14 protein-coding genes are annotated in these 17,104 nt (G+C 40.9%); 4 read left to right on the top strand and 10 right to left on the bottom strand.

Annotated features, from left to right (window positions below; translation table 11 throughout):
* Positions 1 to 225 precede the first annotated feature (225 nt).
* The 6 genes from CSV61_RS01525 to mtnK all read right to left on the bottom strand — a co-directional run bounded on the left by CSV61_RS01525 (position 226) and on the right by mtnK (position 7,868).
* Entirely contained in the window at positions 226 to 1,320 is a 1,095-nt protein-coding gene (locus CSV61_RS01525; protein WP_099637825.1) for an acyltransferase family protein, read from the bottom strand.
* Between the two features lie 276 nt (positions 1,321 to 1,596).
* Positions 1,597 to 4,017, bottom strand: a complete 2,421-nt coding sequence (locus CSV61_RS01520; protein WP_099637824.1) for a Lon protease family protein — start codon at positions 4,015 to 4,017, stop codon at positions 1,597 to 1,599.
* A 236-nt stretch (positions 4,018 to 4,253) separates the two neighbouring features.
* The gene (locus tag CSV61_RS01515) at positions 4,254 to 4,766 is read right to left on the bottom strand and encodes a 1,2-dihydroxy-3-keto-5-methylthiopentene dioxygenase (protein ID WP_099637823.1); all 513 of its coding nucleotides are present in this window, start codon (positions 4,764 to 4,766) and stop codon (positions 4,254 to 4,256) included.
* Positions 4,767 to 4,794: 28 nt separating this feature from the next.
* The gene (locus CSV61_RS01510) at positions 4,795 to 5,448 is read right to left on the bottom strand and encodes a 2-hydroxy-3-keto-5-methylthiopentenyl-1-phosphate phosphatase (RefSeq protein ID WP_099637822.1); all 654 of its coding nucleotides are present in this window, start codon (positions 5,446 to 5,448) and stop codon (positions 4,795 to 4,797) included.
* A 3-nt stretch (positions 5,449 to 5,451) separates the two neighbouring features.
* Positions 5,452 to 6,657, bottom strand: coding sequence for a 2,3-diketo-5-methylthiopentyl-1-phosphate enolase (locus tag CSV61_RS01505; protein ID WP_099637821.1), 1,206 nt, complete (start codon positions 6,655 to 6,657; stop codon positions 5,452 to 5,454).
* A gap of 20 nt (positions 6,658 to 6,677) precedes the next feature.
* Complete coding sequence (gene mtnK / locus CSV61_RS01500) at positions 6,678 to 7,868, bottom strand: S-methyl-5-thioribose kinase (RefSeq protein WP_158233747.1); 1,191 nt, start codon at positions 7,866 to 7,868, stop codon at positions 6,678 to 6,680.
* Between the two features lie 253 nt (positions 7,869 to 8,121).
* Here mtnK and CSV61_RS01495 point away from each other — a divergent pair, with 253 nt between their 5' ends.
* A complete protein-coding gene (locus CSV61_RS01495) occupies positions 8,122 to 9,780 on the top strand; it encodes a glycerol-3-phosphate dehydrogenase/oxidase (RefSeq protein ID WP_099637819.1) in 1,659 nt (552 codons plus the stop codon).
* A gap of 173 nt (positions 9,781 to 9,953) precedes the next feature.
* Complete coding sequence (locus tag CSV61_RS01490; RefSeq protein WP_099637818.1) at positions 9,954 to 10,166, top strand: alpha/beta-type small acid-soluble spore protein; 213 nt, start codon at positions 9,954 to 9,956, stop codon at positions 10,164 to 10,166.
* 148 nt (positions 10,167 to 10,314) lie between these two features.
* Here CSV61_RS01490 and CSV61_RS01485 read toward each other — a convergent pair whose 3' ends face one another.
* Together CSV61_RS01485 and CSV61_RS01480 are read right to left on the bottom strand one after the other, a co-directional pair.
* On the bottom strand, positions 10,315 to 10,539 hold the full coding sequence (locus CSV61_RS01485) for a hexameric tyrosine-coordinated heme protein (RefSeq protein WP_099637817.1): 225 nt from the start codon (positions 10,537 to 10,539) through the stop codon (positions 10,315 to 10,317).
* A gap of 244 nt (positions 10,540 to 10,783) precedes the next feature.
* Positions 10,784 to 12,973, bottom strand: coding sequence for a YhgE/Pip domain-containing protein (locus CSV61_RS01480; protein WP_099637816.1), 2,190 nt, complete (start codon positions 12,971 to 12,973; stop codon positions 10,784 to 10,786).
* A gap of 357 nt (positions 12,974 to 13,330) precedes the next feature.
* Here CSV61_RS01480 and CSV61_RS01475 point away from each other — a divergent pair, with 357 nt between their 5' ends.
* Entirely contained in the window at positions 13,331 to 14,215 is an 885-nt protein-coding gene (locus CSV61_RS01475) for a D-alanyl-D-alanine carboxypeptidase family protein (protein WP_099637815.1), read from the top strand.
* Between the two features lie 145 nt (positions 14,216 to 14,360).
* Here CSV61_RS01475 and bioA read toward each other — a convergent pair whose 3' ends face one another.
* Together bioA and bioD are read right to left on the bottom strand one after the other, a co-directional pair.
* Positions 14,361 to 15,692, bottom strand: a complete 1,332-nt coding sequence (gene bioA, locus CSV61_RS01470) for an adenosylmethionine--8-amino-7-oxononanoate transaminase (protein ID WP_233193490.1) — start codon at positions 15,690 to 15,692, stop codon at positions 14,361 to 14,363.
* A gap of 7 nt (positions 15,693 to 15,699) precedes the next feature.
* Positions 15,700 to 16,437: a dethiobiotin synthase gene (bioD, locus tag CSV61_RS01465; protein ID WP_099637813.1), complete on the bottom strand. Its 738-nt coding sequence runs from the start codon at positions 16,435 to 16,437 to the stop codon at positions 15,700 to 15,702.
* A 97-nt stretch (positions 16,438 to 16,534) separates the two neighbouring features.
* Here bioD and CSV61_RS01460 point away from each other — a divergent pair, with 97 nt between their 5' ends.
* The gene (locus tag CSV61_RS01460) at positions 16,535 to 17,101 is read left to right on the top strand and encodes a biotin transporter BioY (RefSeq protein ID WP_099637812.1); all 567 of its coding nucleotides are present in this window, start codon (positions 16,535 to 16,537) and stop codon (positions 17,099 to 17,101) included.
* Positions 17,102 to 17,104: the final 3 nt, after the last annotated feature.

The following is a 17,104-nucleotide window of genomic DNA, read 5'->3' as shown; positions in this document are numbered from 1 at the left end:
ACAGGTACGACATGTTTAATAGTAACAAATATACCGCTGTTTATTATGGATGGATTATGCTTATCTAAGCAATCTCATGAAAAGCAACTTTGCCTGGTTTTCCATTCGTTCCGATTACTACCTTGAAATATCGGATGCTATGGAAGGATTGAAAATACAAAAAACAGAGTAACCTGTAGTGAGATACGTAAAAAAATACCTGTGCTACAAAACGATCATGAATGTTTAACGATTCATGAAAGTTTCGTGCACAGGTACTTTTTTCGTTATTGTACGCTTGGCAGTAGTCTTCTTCTGTGTAAATCCACCAAGGAATAGCTTTCCATGTGGGAGAAATTTTTGTATGATGATTGAAACTACGATGGGAATGAACAAACCAAATGCAGTAAACCCAATGATCCCATACGTAAAATAATCATTTAATAAAATATCCGTAAAGATATGCAAATACATAATGGTCAGAGAATGCTTTTCGATTCTTTGTAGCCAATGTAACGATAATTTAGCTGCTATGAGTTGGAATGTGCCAACTAACACAAGTGTGAAAGATAGCGGGATGATCAAATCTAAGATGAAATGGTCATAGCGTAAAAATTTCATACTCAAATGATAGTCAATGACGTGGTAATGATCGAGTGATATGGTCGTGATACTAACGAGCAATCCTGCGATTAACCATTTTTTCGGAATGTTCATCCAGAAACTCTTCAAATAATAGCCGAGTGAAAAATAGACGACTGCCATCAATGCGACATCGATGTTCCAAATCATTGGAATCGTTTGCGCTGCCGTAGATGGGCTACCGCCAATGACGTGCATCGCGAACAAGCTTTCCAAGTGAGCAATACTATAAAAAACAGCTAAAATAATGAATTGTTTTGTACGGTTAAAGTTTTTAGTCATCCATAAGAAAAATAAATACGTAAAGAATAGCGTCGTAACAAACCAGAATACACCATAGGCTCCGCGTATAAAACGTCCACCGACAACAAGTGTCCACAAGTCGTTTACATACCACGATAAGTCCGAATTCCCCGAACCAATTTCTATCCCGTACCGGATGAGCGTAATGCTGACGAGGAAAAATAAATACGGAACGATCAGTTGCATAAACCGTTTTTGAATCGAAAGTTTCATTAAACCTTTTTCAACTACCGGCTTAAAAAATAATCCACTTAAAATGAAAAAGGCTGGCATGTGAAACCAGTAAATATACTTAACGAGTGGGAAATCCAATTGTCCAGGGTAATGTCCAATGACGACAAGAATCATTAAAAAACCTTTGGTAACATCTACCCAAGTTAAACGTTTCTTATTCATAATCAGGCTCCTCAAGAAAACTATCGTATAGTCATTGTACAACTTCATGATCGCCTTAAAGGGAATGTAATAGAATTGACTTGAAAATGTAAGCTAATTGGAAATACATAGGGGGATTTTGGTGATTTGTTACGGATGACTGAATTATTAAACTAAAAACCAGGGGGATAGTTTGCAAGATGGATTGTACATTTACTCTCGCAACTAAAGAAAGGACTTGCGTTAGAAGCGACGTAAAGTTTACTCTGCACGACGACTTCATACGCAAGTCCTTTTTCATTTCTCTTGTTCTCTTGCAAATTCCATGAACATCCGTAATTTCATTGCTGCTTTTCCATAAACGGTTTCTTTGTCATAGTCTCCGTATTCATTCGGAAGTCCAGCTGGCACACCAGTTAATATTTCTATTCCTTCTTCAATCGTCCGCACTTTATAAATATGGAACTCGCCAGCACGAACAGATTCAATGACTTCATCATGTAACATCAAGTTTTTCACATTTTGATGAGGGATGAGTACGCCTTGTTTTCCCGTCAGCCCTCTACTTTTACATACGTTATAGAAGCCTTCTATTTTTTCATTTACGCCACCAATTGGCTGAATTTCCCCGTTTTGATTGACGGATCCAGTTACTGCCAATCCTTGATCGATTGGAATTTCCGCCAAGCTTGAGAGAATCGCATACAATTCTGTACTTGACGCACTATCGCCATCTACACCCCCATAAGATTGTTCGAACGCGATGTGTGCGGTCAATACTAACGGATATTTTTGAGCGAACATTTGCCCCAAATATCCACCTAATATATAGACACCTTTATTATGCGTGTTACCGCTCATTTGGCTTTCTCTTTCAATATTGACAAAACCTTTCTTCCCCATAAATGTGGTAGCCGTAATTCGTGACGGCTTACCGAAATGATATTGTCCTAAATCATAGACCGCTAGGCCATTTACTTGTCCGATTTTTTCTCCTGTTGTATCAATTAAAATATGTCCTTCTTCAATACTCGCTTGGATTTTTTCCTCATACAAGTTGGAGCGATATTTCTTTTCCTGAATGGCTTTTTCGATATGTTGAGCCGAAACGAGATCGTCTCCCATGATGCTTGCCCATGCATCTGCTTCGTAAAGTAATTCTACTTGTAAATTAAAGCGAGTAGATAATTTGTTTTGATCACCCGCTATGCGTGAGCTGAATTCAATAATTTTTGCGACAGCCGTCGGATCAAAATGCCGAAGTCCATGTTTTTTACAATGAGTATGAATAAAACTAACTAATCCTGTAATATTATCTTGGTTGTATTTCATTTCTACATCAAAGTCTACACGAATTTTAAAGAGCTTACGGAAATCTTCATCATGATGATAGAGGGCTTGATAAATGTCCATATTTCCGATGATAATCACTTTTACGTCAAGATGAATCGGGTCTGGATTTACTGATGCGGTAGCAATGATACTTGCGTGTTCGCCAATATTCTCAATTTGTAATTTGTGGATCAATAATGCTCTTTTTAATCCTTCCCAAGACTGTCTTTTCGAAAAAATATCCTTTGCCTGAATAAGCAAATACCCTCCGTTAGCTTCATGTAAATAGCCAGGTTTGATTTTGGTAAAGTCAGTACTCATGACACCCATTCGGTTTTCATATTCGACCTTGCCCATTAAATTATAAAAAGTAGGGTTGTCTGCAGAGATCACTGGCATGCCTGTCGTTTCGCTATTATCAACTAGCACATTAATCGTATATTTTTTCAGTGCTTGATTTTCATCGTTGAACAGATTACCTAGCTGCTTTTCTTCTTTTTTTGATGGCATGGGTAAAAAAGCATGAAAATTATTTTGGAGATCTTTTCGGACTGCCTTTATATAGTGCATCACTTCGGGACAGTCTTTGTAGATCTTCTTTAATTCATCAATATGAAAATCGATTGTCGTAATGGCAGTTTGATGATCAAAGCCAGCCAACGATTTTTTCAATTCTTGCTCGAAATGCGGTATAGATTTCGTCGCTTCCAATATAATTTCTTGCAATGTGGCCGAGTTACTTTCAATGGCTGTCCGTTGTTCATCATTTAATAGATTGTAGGCTTCCTCACTTATAGGGTTTCCATCTTCGCCCATAGGAATGGTGGCGATCGTCGAATCTGTTTGCTTAAGTAGAAATCCTTTTTCAGTAGCGATTTCATTGATTTGTTTATATACTTGGTCAACTTGATCTTTATATTTCCGAATGATCGATGACCGATTCTTTAATCGGTTTTCTTCGTTAAAGGCAGTGGGAATATCTGTTTTCAAATCCTTTAATAGGTCTTCCATGGACTTTCGAAGTTGCTTGCCCAAACCGACGGGAAGTTTTAGCACTTTAGGTTTGTACGCATCTTCAAAGTTATTTACATAACACCAGTCAAAAAGTGTAGCTTCTTTCTCGGCAAAGTCATTTACGACGGTAGTGACAAAGGATGTTTTACCGACACCTTCCATCCCAGCGACGTATAGATTATATCCGGGTTTATTCACATGTAACCCAAAATTCATCACGGACCGCGCCCGTTGTTGCCCAACAATAGTTGTCAGTTTTTCTACTTGCTCCGTAGATTTGAATGAAAACATCGAGTAGTCTACCGTTTTTTTTAACTCTTCTGGTTGTAACTCCATCTTTTGTTTAATGGTTTCTTCATTGAAATTTTCCACTTAAACTCACCTCACTCATTTTGTATCTCTACTCTGTTTATACCCGTAATGCAGAGAATGCACTCAATATTCAGATAAATAGTTATATAATATAGAAAGTAATAAGCCAAAGAGGGTAGGGGAGTCTTGCGTACGTTTAAACGAAATCAACCCTAACCGGATCCACTTTTTTATAAAGTGTCTACCAGTTAGGGTTCAGTTCAATTATAGGGAATTATGGTGCAGTCATCTTCCAATCAATACACTGCAACCCAGCCTTCAGGTGTCACGAAAATTCGAATGGCCACTACTTGACGATCAGCAGCCAATGTAAAGTAATGACGGATATTCTCAGGTACAGAAATCAAATCACCTGGTTCGAGATGCACTTCAAAAAAGCGCTCATCTTTTCCTTGAATCACGAACACACCATGACCACTGACGATAAAACGGACTTCATCGTCGGTATGATGATGTTCCCGTTCGAAGTTCTTCAGCATTTCTTCAATATTCGGTGTATCTTTAGATAACGAGATAATATCTGCTGCTTTATAGCCACGTCGTTCAGAAATTGCATCAATATCTGATTTAAAAGCTTGGAGAATATCTTCTTTTTCCGAATCCGACAAATCGAACTTTTCTTGGAGATGAGCAGGTAATTGATCAATGGACCAGTGTTCATAAATCACTTCCTGTTGTGTTAAGAATTGCGTGACCTCTTGCTGTCCTTCAATCACTTCGTTCGTTCCTTGAATCGTAATTGTCGCCATATTAATCGTTCGCTCCTATCAAATAAAATTAAATTTGCGCTTGCACGATGTCTATACAATCAGTAAATGTGTCAAAGCGCGTATAAGGAATGTCTAGTTTCTCGCAAGTTTCCGCTAAAAAGTCTCTTGCGATGACTACGTCAGCCAATTTCGCTGCTTCAAAGTCAGTTACCGAATCGCCAATGACGATACGCGTCTGTTGCTCGTCAGATAGCTTGCGCATGATGGTCGGTTTACAGCAACCACAATCTTGCTTCATACAGTCCGCGTCACAAGCATGCGGATAATGAATCACAATTCGTTCTTCATCAAATGTCGCTTCGTTACAATAAATATGATTGAAAGGACCAAAAGGGTCTAGCACAGGATGAACGAAGAAATCGATTCCGCCACTGACGATATAAAGCGGAATGTTCCGCTCCTTCGTAAACTGTACAAAATCGCTGAATCCTTCTCTAATTTCCGCGTCTTGCATGACAAAAGAAATGATATCTTCTTGTAACGTACTCGGAATTAACGAAAATAGCTGACGCACACCATCTTGGATCGAGATGTTTTGATGTAAAATATCATCTGTGATCTCTTTCCAGCCAGGCAATGCGAATTCATTCATAATACTAATGATATTATCTTTTTTCGTAATCGTCCCATCAAAATCACAAAAAACCACTACTTTACTCATTGTTCAACCTCCACTATACGTAACCTCAAGAGCGCCCCATTGTTCCAATGCATGCCGCAAAGGGCTGGATGTTTTTGCAGCTTCTTGCAACGGAATCTGATCGACACTTGCTTCAATTGCTGCGCGGAAAGCTTGTGCGCCAGGTGTTGGACCGTCTGGATGTCCAAAAATCCCGCCACCTGCATTGATTACCAAATTGTCACCAAAATCTTCAAGCAACTGCGGAACCATTCCTGGATGAATACCAGCAGACGGTACAGCAAACGTTCGTTCAAATCCATTGTCTTGTTTTAACTCTTCGTTAATTCCTAGCGCGTCTTCGCGTGAAATGGCGACATTGCCGTAAGGACTCGGGAATAGTGAAAGGTCTCCACCAACGAGACGCGTCAACTTTCCAACGAGCAAACGATAGGAAAATCCACCACCAGCTTGACCAGCAAGCACACCCGATAATGCGGAATGGGCGAGGATAGGTAAGCCGATATTGTTATTTTCCCGTAGTGATTGCAGCGTATCGAGACCATAGGCGTGCACATTGAACAATAACGCGCTCGCTCCGAGTTCGGTGGCGCGCTCTGCTTTTTCATGTAGTTCATGGGATCTACCCGATAAATTGACGGCGTATAAAGCACGTGCGCCTGTTTTCTCGTAATGATGATCGATAATGTCTTTCGCAGTAGTGACCCGTTTATGAAAAGGAGTTAATTGATTTTCGAAAAGAATTTCATCATCCTTGATCAAGTCAATACCACCAGCTAATAAATCTTGAAGTTGACTAGAGAAAAAGGATAAATCGCGTCCCATTACACCTTTAAAAATCGCCTTTACTAGTGGACGATCATAGACGCCGAGTTGTTCGCGAATACCGTTGACACCAAATCGAGGACCGGGGAATTGTGCGAGTAGGGAATGGTCGAATTGTAAATCAATTAGTTCATAACCTTCGAAAAAGGACAACTTCCCGTAGACAGTAGTGAAGATAGCTGGTAGGTCGGCAGAAAAATTCGCCGACGGATAAAATATGGTCACCGTGTCTTTCTGTTCGCCTTTCACAACGGACACCACTTCACCTTTATGATGCTTTAGTTGTTGTTGCTCAATATGGGGAATGTCGGTCCATGAACCGATCGTCAACCCTAGTGCGTGTTGTTCTGCAATTTTTTCCTGATTTGGATGAGTAGGGAATAAATAGGTTGCTGTAACGCCCATCGAACTGCCTCCTTTAGTGTTTATCTAGGTGCTTGAAACCAATGACTCAATTGTTCTAGCGAATGGATTTGTTTACGTTCCATAATCATATATTTACCTAGTTCTAAAACTTTCCTTCTAGCGGCCATGCGCAAGTCTTCATCTTCTTCCGTATTCATATCGGGAATTTGTGCGATGCTGATTGCTCGTCGTACTAATTCACATCCCGCATAGCCGATGAGATCGGTAAAGATCTCTTCCATGGTAATAGTGTAAAATCCATCGACTTTCGTATAGCGTTCATAAGTAGTGCTCTGCCAAAGGTTTGAAAACGTTTCTGTAAATGCATACCATGTTTCTTTTGCTTGTTCAAAACGCTTTTCCTTATACTCGGGGAAGGCGATGCCGTTTAAAAATAGATTTGCGATGAATTGGCCAAGGTCGAAACCGAATGGTCCGAAAAGTGCAAATTCCGTATCGAAAATGACTGTACGGTTTTCTCCTGTGAAAATGGCTCCGCTATGCAAATCCCCATGAATCAGACCGTCTGATTTAGTCATGAATTTATGTTTAAGTTGCGCGACTTCGAGCAATAAACGCTGATCTTGACTGAGGAATTTCACTTCATTACGCATACCGTCCTCACATTCATTGCTCTCGTGGTCACTATATGGCCAATCAAAAACCAATTGCTCAGTTAACTGTCGCATTCCGGGATTCGCCAATCGTGCTTGCAGCTCTTTTTTGACTGAAGAAGGCATGTGAAAATCAGAGGTCTTAAATAAGATTTCAGCCGTTATTTTGCCAATATCTGATGCAAAACGAGCTGATTCACTTCCATTTATTAATGCAGTACGGCCCACTTCGAGCGGTAGCATGTCTTCCATTACGACAACGGCCATCACTTCGTCTAGGTGCAAAACGGAAGGGACGCTTTTCGGCATGATTTTTTCGTATAGCTCCATCACTTCCGCTTCAATACGTACTCGGTCAATTGGCAATGGCATCGATTCGCCGACGACCCGTGCGTAAGGGACTGCTTGTTTAAAAATGATTGACCTGAATTCATTATGTACTCTATAGACATGATTGATCTTACCATCACTCACTTCTATAACATGAATGTCTTCAGACTCAGGAAAGAGACCTAGATTTCTTACGTACTGTTTAATATCCTCGATTTCTAAAAAGCGATAGGTAGTATATTTTGGTTCATTGACAAATACGTCCATCCACATAACCTCCTGTAGTATAAAAAAGACCGATCCACAGAGGGACAGGTCTGTTACAAACAAATGTCTATCTCGTGCTTGGTTACATTTTATCTTTGCGCCCTTCTAATGGTCGTATGTATAGGATAACTATTCCTACTAAACATGTAGAAATTATCACACGAATCAAATAGTTTGTCAATTAACTTTAAAAATATTCGGATTAGATGTATTATTATGCTAATAAAGATGTGAAGATAGGAGTTTACTACATATGATCAATCAACCACCTCGCTTTAGAAGAGAGGACATACTAGAAAATATACGAACAGAAGAATTTGATGTACTGATAATAGGAGGTGGCGTGACAGGAGCAGGTATAGCGCTCGATGCAGCGAGCCGGGGCCTAAAAACGGTGTTAGTAGAAATGCAGGACTTCGCAGCAGGGACTTCGAGTCGCTCCACGAAGATGATTCACGGCGGATTACGTTATTTAAAGAATCTTGAATTTAAAATTGTTTCACAAACTGGACAAGAACGTGCGATAGTATATGAAAATGGTCCGCATGTGACTACTCCGACATGGCTGTTGTTGCCTATCTACAAAGGTGGAACGTTCGGTAGATTCGGCAGTTCGATCGGCTTACGTGTCTATGATACGTTAGCCAAAGTGAAAAAATCAGAACGAAAACGTATGCTGTCAAAAAAGCAAACATTACAGGCTGAACCGAAGTTGAATCGGGAAGGTCTCCTCGGTGCAGGGAAATTCGTTGAATATCGTTCAGACGATGCACGCTTGACAATTGAAGTGATAAAAGAAGCTGTGCAACACGGTGCATCCGTATTAAATTATACAAAAGTGACAGACTTTGTTTATCAAGATGGCATAGTGGCGGGCGTCGAAGTAGTTGATCAGCTCACGGGAAAGTCCCGTGTAATTTGCGCAAAGAACGTACTGAACGCGGCTGGTCCTTGGGTCAATGAAGTCCGCGAAAAGGATGCTTTGCCTGATCATAAGCAACTTCATTTGACTAAAGGTGTTCATTTAGTCTTTGACCAACGTGTATTTCCTTTAGACCACACGATTTATTTCGATACACCGGATGGCCGGATGGTGCTAGCGATACCGCGCGACGGCAAAACATACATAGGAACGACCGATACGGATTATCAAGGAAGTTTGACGGAGCCGCAAATCACACAAGCAGACAAAGAGTACTTGCTAAATGCCATTCGTTTTGTTTTTCCGAAACTCCAGATTAGCGAACAGCAAATCGAATCGGGTTGGGCAGGCCTTAGACCCCTCATTCAAGAAGAAGGCAAGAGTGCTTCAGAGATTTCGCGAAAAGATGAAATTTGGATATCGGACTCCGGCTTAATCACAATTGCTGGCGGAAAATTGACAGGCTATCGAAAAATGGCTGAAACCATTGTCGATCTAATCGCTACAGATTTCAAAAGACAATATGGCAAAAAGATTCCGTCTAGCCGCACTATGCATCTTCCTATTTCGGGTGGTCATGTAGGTGGTTCTAAAGGATTTGAAGCCTTCGTCGTCAGAAAAGTACAAGAAGGAATGGGTCTTGGATTATCGGAGAAAACGGCTTATGCGCTCGTGACTCATTACGGATCGAACATCGATGAATTATTTGGCGTCATCCAAAATGGAAAGGCGGACGCACAGAGAGCTAATTTGCCAATCGAAATCTACGCACAAGTGTGGTATTCCGTTGCAAAAGAATTCGTTCACACCCCCGTAGATTTTTTCTGGAGACGGACAGGTGCATTGCTATTTGACGTAGACTGGGTCGATCAATGGAAAGAACCTGTCATTGATTTTCTAGCTGTTCAACATGGCTGGTCAAGTGACGTGAAGAAACAAATGACAGAAGAGTTAGAGCGTAGTAAACAATTATGCACGGGACATGAATAGAAGATATACGCTAGTAAGTCTGCAACCTCTACCGAAGCACGAACGGTAGAGGTTTTAATTTTCTTTGTACGGGTGCTGTTTATGTGAAGCAAATAAATAATCATCATTTCAAAAAGTTTTTAGTATGTTTTTTTAAAAAATGCTCATTCTATTGTCAGAAGGAGGTGGACAACATGCCAAACAACAGCAGCAACAACAACTCAAACCAACTTTTAGTTCCAGGCGTACAACAAGCGATCAACCAAATGAAGGAAGAGATCGCAAACGAATTCGGTGTAAACCTTGGACCAGACTCCACATCGCGTGCCAACGGATCCGTCGGCGGAGAAATTACAAAGCGACTAGTGCGTCAGGCTCAATCACAAATGAATAATTACTCGGAGTAATCGGTTCTAACCAGCCAAATTAGCATGTGAAAAATCAATGTCACTATACGCGTTGATTTCTCAAAAATAAAAAGACGATGATTCATTCAATTGCGAATGAATTGTCGTCTTTTTTGTTGAAGATTTTTTATCGGAATCACCTGTAGACTTACTTCCAATAATTATTTGCTGCGGACACTGTCTGAAAGTGAACGGCAATTACATGCGATGCCATCGTAAGACTATCTGCATTTTCCGCGTAATGAGGTCGCAACTTCTTTCTAATTTCAGGAGAAGTCTGTGTATAGGCGACGCCTTTTCTAGCGAGTGTGATCGCTAGCTCAAAACCTTCTTGAGGTGTTTCCGTTTGTAAACTTGTAAGCCATGTTGTCATGGTACTACCTCCCTTAATTTTAATAAGTGGAACTATTCTGTCATTTATAGTGTAACATAATAGTTCCTTAAGAAAACTATACGAGGTATCATAATGAAACATTTTGTTTTGAAATTCAAAATGTGCCACAATACATTTTTCACCTTTTCAGAATTCTGGGGACGCGTTGAAACGTTATACAGTACACAAGCCAATATAACATGAAACCTCCTTGCCAACGTGAGGAGGTTTTGTCTGCACAAGTTTAATGGAATAAATCAGTCTCACGTGATTTCGCTAATAGATGATTCGTTGCGATATTTATTTTTTTCTTAAATACTACACCGAAAATAATAAAGACAATCCCAACGATTGTTAAAAACAGCATGTCCTTTAGAGCACGTGCCCAAACGATTCCACCAACGGCCTCTCTCATCAAGTCAATAGCGTACGTGAAAGGTAAGAAAGGATTAATCCATTGGAAAAATGAAGGTAGCAGCATGATTGGATACGTACCACCGGATCCTGCAATCTGTAGCACAAGTAAGACGATAGCCATCGCCTTGCCTACATCACCGAACACCGAAACGAATGTATAGACCGTCGACATGAATACTATGCTGATCAATAAGCCAAATAAGATGAATAGTATCGGCTCTTTGACGGTTACACCAAGCAGGACGATATCACCGATCGTCACGATTAACGTCTGTATGCATCCGATCAAACCGAATGTAAGTAGCCGACCTACATAAATTTGTCTGGATGTAAATGTGCCTTCGCGGCTAATGTCTGTAGAGAGTAGGGAAATTAACAACAAGCAACCGACCCAGATCGACAGTACCGTATAAAAAGGCGTCATGCCGGTACCATAATTTTGTATCGGGAATAGTTTCGTTTCATTCAAGATAATCGGCTCTTCAAAGAAGCTTCGCTCTGCCATTGGGTCATTTTGCAATAAATCAATGATTTCATTAATATCTGTCTTGCCTTGAATGTCCTGGATGCGTTTCGCGAGCTGGTTCACTTTCTCATAGACGTATGGGTATTGATTTAACGCATTCTCGACTTGTTGTGTACCTTGCGTCAAATGTTTGTCAGCACTACGTAATGTTTGTTGTACTTCGGGCATGCTGTTTTGCACTTCTGTCAGCAACGTTTTGGCACTAGTAAGGGTCTTCAGTGCTTGAGCAATTTCTTTACGGATGTAAGGTTGTATTGTGTCGGTATATTCTGTCAGGAAAGAATCAGCTTTGATGGACGTGTTCTCAGCAATCTTTTGCAAATCATGTATGCTGTTGCGCAACCGTTCTTCTTCACCTTGCACCGACGAATCCATCGTACGTGCATTTTCTTGCATTTCATCTAGTAGATTTTTGAGATTACCGACTTTTAGTAACGCGGCGTCTAGTGGCTTGGACAGCGTCGGGTTTGCTGCGGTTGCTTGTTCACCGTTTAACTGTTCAGCGACATTCTTTATATTCAGAAGGTCTTGCTCAAGTCCGTTTAGTTTTTCGATACTAGTAGTTACACGTTCGTCCACAGCTTGTTTTGCACGATTCCATTCAGTGAAGTCAGGCGACAGTTGTTGAAGATTTTTTAGGAAGTCATTCGTTTCATTCGTAATAGTAGCTATTTTCTCCAAATCCGCTTTAATACGCGGTGCAGCCGCTTCTAGTCGATTTTGTGCTGTTGTAAGCTGATCTAGTGTATCATTGATCGTTTTTAATCCAGCGTTTGTCGTACGTTTCGCTTCAGGCAGTAGCTGTTGCGCTTTGTCGATGATGCGCTTCGCAGAGTTGGCATCAGTTACGATTCCTTCCAACGTCTGATGAATCGTTGGTAATTGCTTTTGAATGTCAAAAATATATTGTTCAAACTTCTTAATATCCGGTAAATCTTTCTCGATTTCTATTCCCAGTTCATTAAACAAATCGAGGACTACACCGTTAACAGTAGATATAAAACGGCGGCTTACATTGTCGACAATGACAGAAGCACCTTTTTCTGTAATTTTAGGTGCAATGGAATTCAGCTTTTCATTTACATAGTAATCAATTTCCGCTTTTTCAGGCTTTCCTGAAATGACCGTCGCAAGTTTACTGGAGAAATCTTTCGGAATAAAAATTGCCGCAAAGTAGTCTCCATATTCTACTCCGTCCATCGCTTCATGGCTGGTGGTAAACGACCAATCCATATCTTTATTTTCTTGTAATGTTTTGGTCAACTCTTTCCCAACATCAATGTGCTGGTCACGCACTGTCGCGCCTTCATCTTCATTGACAATCGCCACAGGCAATCGGTCGGTATGGGCATAAGGGTCCCACGTTGCGTAGATATTCAGCCAGGCATACAGGGAAGGTAAAAAAGTTAATCCGCCAATCAATAGGGCAGCTACCCAGTTTTTACTAATATGTTTCAAATCCAATTTGAATATATTCCAACTTGTTTTCACATCGTACCTCTTTTCCAGACATGCTTTTTATTAGCCATTATGCCCACAACGCTGGAATTTAACTGATTACTTATTAGAAATAGATCTTCCTTAAAATCAACTCGACATCTAATACATTGTACCCGTTGATGGTCAGGTTTCCGTGTAGTTATACAGAATAGTAATGGGTCTTGTGTGAAGGTAGGATTATTTTATTATTAACAGTTCATACTTCTTCACAATAAAAAACACTTGCGGGAGGCAAAGTGTAAGTCTTCCGTGCAAGTGTTGTAAAAAGTCTTCATACATTCTTAAGAAATATCCGCTACCATTCTTCAGACTTCTACTTCATAATGAATACTATAGGCAGGTGTATACATGAAGAAATTATTATTGATAGTACTCATCTGCTTAGGGATCTATGCAGTGGTAACACAATGGCAAGATGTACAAGTGGTAGATGAGAATTGGAGTGCCTCGTCGAAAGCCATGATTCTATTACATGCGGACACAGGTAAGGTGTTATATGAAAAAGACAGCAAAAAGCCATTACCGATTGCTAGTATGACAAAGTTAATGACACAATATATCGTTTTGAACACGATAAAAAATGGCACAATTTCCTGGGAAACTACCTACCAGCCAAGTCCCACCGTGCTAGATATGGCACAATTCGCGAGTGCTGCAAAGCTAGGCATGCAAGCGAATGGGAGCTATACAGTACGCGAACTATTTACGGCAATGACAGTCATTTCAGCAAATGATGCAGCCCTTGCGTTAGCCGAGATCGTGGCGGGAACGGAAGAAGACTTCGTAGCAATCATGAATGAACAAGCACGCGCGTTTAAGCTAAAGAAAACTGTTTTCTATAATCCACACGGCTTAGATGGCGATTATCTGGGTCGAGGGGACAATCAGAACAACTTAGCGTCCGCTCATGACATGGCAATGATTGCAGATCGACTCATCGCAACGCACCCTGAAGTATTGGAGTTCACTAGCATGACGCACTTCCTGTCTAACGACGGCATGAAGATGTGGAACACAAATCTACTGTTACCGGGTATGCGCATGCAGATGGACGGTATCGATGGATTAAAGACCGGTTATACCGATGCGGCGGGTTCGTGTTTTACGGGTAGCGGGGTATTCAATGGGGAACGGGTAATTTCTGTATTAATTGGAGTAGAGGAAGTAGAGGGGAATAGCTCTGATCCGCGTTTTCATGTGACACGGGAAATGATGGAGCGATTTGTCAAGTGATGGTTAACTTATAACTGTCTGTAGTGGCAAAGATTATCAAAACCTCTGATTTGACTAAAGTGTTAACAACATAAAAGGTGATTCAAAAAAGGCCGTGCTTGAAACAATCATTGTTTCGAGCACGGCCTTTTTTCAAAGTTTGTAGTTATAGCTGAATACTATCCATAGCAACCGCTTCTTCTGTCACCGCCTTAATTCCTTCTACCATTAGAGCAACCATTTTCGCTAACTGTTCATTGGAAGTTGCCAGAGGCGGCATCAGCACAATAACATCCCCTAGTGGCCTTGTCAGTAAACCGAGCTTTCTCATTTCCAGTGTAGCCCGGTAAGCGATTCGGCTTTCTAGTGGGAAAGATTCTTTAGTGTGCTTATCTTTCACCATTTCAATTCCGCACATCAAGCCGCATTGCCGTACGTCTCCTACATGCGGAAGTTGCTTGACATCCACTAGTAATTCTTTAAGAAACTCAGCTTTTTCCTCTGATTGTTTCACCAGTTGCTCTTTCTCGAAAATTTCCAAGTTAGCGAGTGCTACTGCACATCCAAGCTGGTTCCCCGTATACGAGTGTCCATGGAAGAATGTTTTCATTTCTTCATACTTTCCGTAAAATGCATCGTATATTTCTTCAGTCGAGAATGTAGCGGCGACTGGCAAATAGCCCCCTGTAAGTCCTTTTGCTACCGTCATGAGATCGGGCTGGATTCCCTCATGCTCGACAGCGAACATTTTCCCGGTACGTCCGAAACCGGTAGCTACTTCATCGACAATCAGTAAAATATTAAATTCATTGCACAATTTTTCGACGCCCTTTAAATAACCTGGTGGCATTGTATTCATCCCGCCGGCTCCTTGAATCATTGGCTCAAGCACCATGCCGGCAATTTCTTCATGGCGCTCTTCAAATAGCAAGCGTAGTTCATGCAAACTTTCATCGCGCACAATATCCTCATTACCTGAAGGGTGGCGGTAAACTGACGGGAATGGAATGACGAGCGCATTAAATAATAGGGAAGTATAGACTTTATGATACAGTTCAATAGAACCGACACTCATCGTACCGACCGTATCACCATGATATCCATTGCTAACTGTCACAAAACGCGTTTTTTTCTCGAGGCCTTTATTCTGCCAATACTGATAGGCCATCTTCACCGCGATCTCAACAGACGTCGCGCCACTGTCCGAGTAAAACACACGAGTCAATCTTTCGGGCACTAATTTTACTAATTTCTCTGCCAGCAATATCGAGGGTATATTTGCAGCGCCGAGTAACGTCGAATGAGCAATGGACTGTAGCTGTGTTTGGATTGCTTCATCTAATTCCTTCTTTCGGTGACCATGTACATTTAGCCACAAAGAGGAATAGCCATCCAAATACGTTTTGCCATGTATATCTGTAACTGTCACGCCTTCTCCACTCGCAATGATAAGGGGATCTTTCTCGTAATCCGACATTTGTGTAAATGGCAACCACATATATTGCTTACTTTTCTTGAGTAATTGATTTTCTTCCACTCTGTAACGCCTCCTCTAAAATTGTGTAATCCCATTCTTTATAGCATTCCTTTTTCATTTCCGAATCCGTTAACATTTCTTGAATGTCTTTTTGATAGGGAATGACCCCAATTACTGGAATACCACTCAGCTTATAGATCATTTCTACATTGTCTCTAATAATAGTGGGGGAGTCTTGCGCCAAATCATTGAATAAAAGTCCTGCGATTCGAATACCTCTCACTTTCATTGATTCGATTGAAAGGAGTGTATGGTTAATTGTCCCAACTCCCGCTCGTGCGACTAATACCACTGGTGCTTTCAATTCTGCCATCCAGTCAATCATGCAATATCCTTCAGAAGTAAGTGGAACATATAGTCCTCCTGCTCCTTCTACTACGATGCCGTCATAACTTTCACTACGTTTCTTCACCGTTTGTGTCAATTTATTAATATCGATGTGTACGTCTTCCAGACTGGCAGCCAAATGAGGCGAGCATGGCGTAGTGAATAAATAGTCGGGAGAAAGTTGTTCTTGTCCCGACGCCAGTTGATACGTCATCACATCGGGCGCTGCAAAGCTGTCATTGTGGATAACCGCTCCCGTTTGAATAGGTTTAAAAGGGACGAAATTCCGACCGTTATCAGATAAAAAGTCACTGAGTAACACAGTGGCTACAGTTTTTCCGGCATCAGTATCTGTTCCGGTAATGAATAGTATCGACACGTTGTAATCTCCTTTTTCAAAATATGTGTTAACTAAATATTAAATTATGTTAACATATAATTTGTGAGACAACAATAGAAAGTGGGAGGATCAGAAAATGAAAGCAAAAGAAATTGTACTTTGCGCACTATTTGCGGCATTGATGGGAGTGGGAGCGAACATAGCACCACTGTTGACGATCGGCGGTGTGCCAGTCACGCTTCAGTTACTCTTCGCTATATTAGCTGGAGGATTACTAGGTAGCCGTTTAGGGGCCTTGTCTATGTTTGCATATTTATTTATTGGGTTAGCAGGTGCTCCAATTTTCGCGCAATTTAAAGGGGGACTCGGTAGTTTCATCAGCCCGACGTTTGGTTACATTATCTCCTTCATCTTCGTAGCCTATATCGTAGGAAAGTTCTTCGAGCGTAATCAGTCGTGGTTTAGTTATGCGGCTGCAGGTTTTCTCGCAATAGCAGTGAACTACATAATCGGTACGAATTATATGTATTTTGCGTATGTATATTGGGTAGAAGCGCCTGCTAGCTTCAGTTATGTACTTGCTTGGTCCTGGATGGTTGCTTATTTACCGCTGGATATTGGAGTTACGATTCTGTCTATTATATTAATTCCTAGACTGCAAAAAGCTAGTAGATTCAAGCCCCTAAGCAAGCGTTTAACGTAAAAA

Origin of the sequence: Sporosarcina sp. P3, from assembly GCF_002743415.1 — a bacterium.
In the GTDB taxonomy this organism is placed as follows: domain Bacteria; phylum Bacillota; class Bacilli; order Bacillales_A; family Planococcaceae; genus Sporosarcina; species Sporosarcina ureae_A.
Note: the sequence above shows the minus strand (reverse complement) of the source record. Positions and strands in the feature narration are given on the sequence as shown.

Coding starts and splice junctions, on each gene's coding strand:
- CSV61_RS01525 (WP_099637825.1), bottom strand. CDS start 1,320: ATGAATAAGAAACGTTTAACTTGGGTAGATGTTACCAAAGGTTTTTTA.
- CSV61_RS01485 (WP_099637817.1), bottom strand. CDS start 10,539: ATGACAACATGGCTTACAAGTTTACAAACGGAAACACCTCAAGAAGGT.
- CSV61_RS01510 (WP_099637822.1), bottom strand. CDS start 5,448: ATGAGTAAAGTAGTGGTTTTTTGTGATTTTGATGGGACGATTACGAAA.
- CSV61_RS01490 (WP_099637818.1), top strand. CDS start 9,954: ATGCCAAACAACAGCAGCAACAACAACTCAAACCAACTTTTAGTTCCA.
- CSV61_RS01515 (WP_099637823.1), bottom strand. CDS start 4,766: ATGGCGACAATTACGATTCAAGGAACGAACGAAGTGATTGAAGGACAG.
- CSV61_RS01505 (WP_099637821.1), bottom strand. CDS start 6,657: ATGGGCGTTACAGCAACCTATTTATTCCCTACTCATCCAAATCAGGAA.
- CSV61_RS01495 (WP_099637819.1), top strand. CDS start 8,122: ATGATCAATCAACCACCTCGCTTTAGAAGAGAGGACATACTAGAAAAT.
- bioA (WP_233193490.1), bottom strand. CDS start 15,692: ATGTGGTTGCCATTTACACAAATGTCGGATTACGAGAAAGATCCCCTT.
- CSV61_RS01475 (WP_099637815.1), top strand. CDS start 13,331: ATGAAGAAATTATTATTGATAGTACTCATCTGCTTAGGGATCTATGCA.
- mtnK (WP_158233747.1), bottom strand. CDS start 7,868: ATGGACGTATTTGTCAATGAACCAAAATATACTACCTATCGCTTTTTA.
- CSV61_RS01460 (WP_099637812.1), top strand. CDS start 16,535: ATGAAAGCAAAAGAAATTGTACTTTGCGCACTATTTGCGGCATTGATG.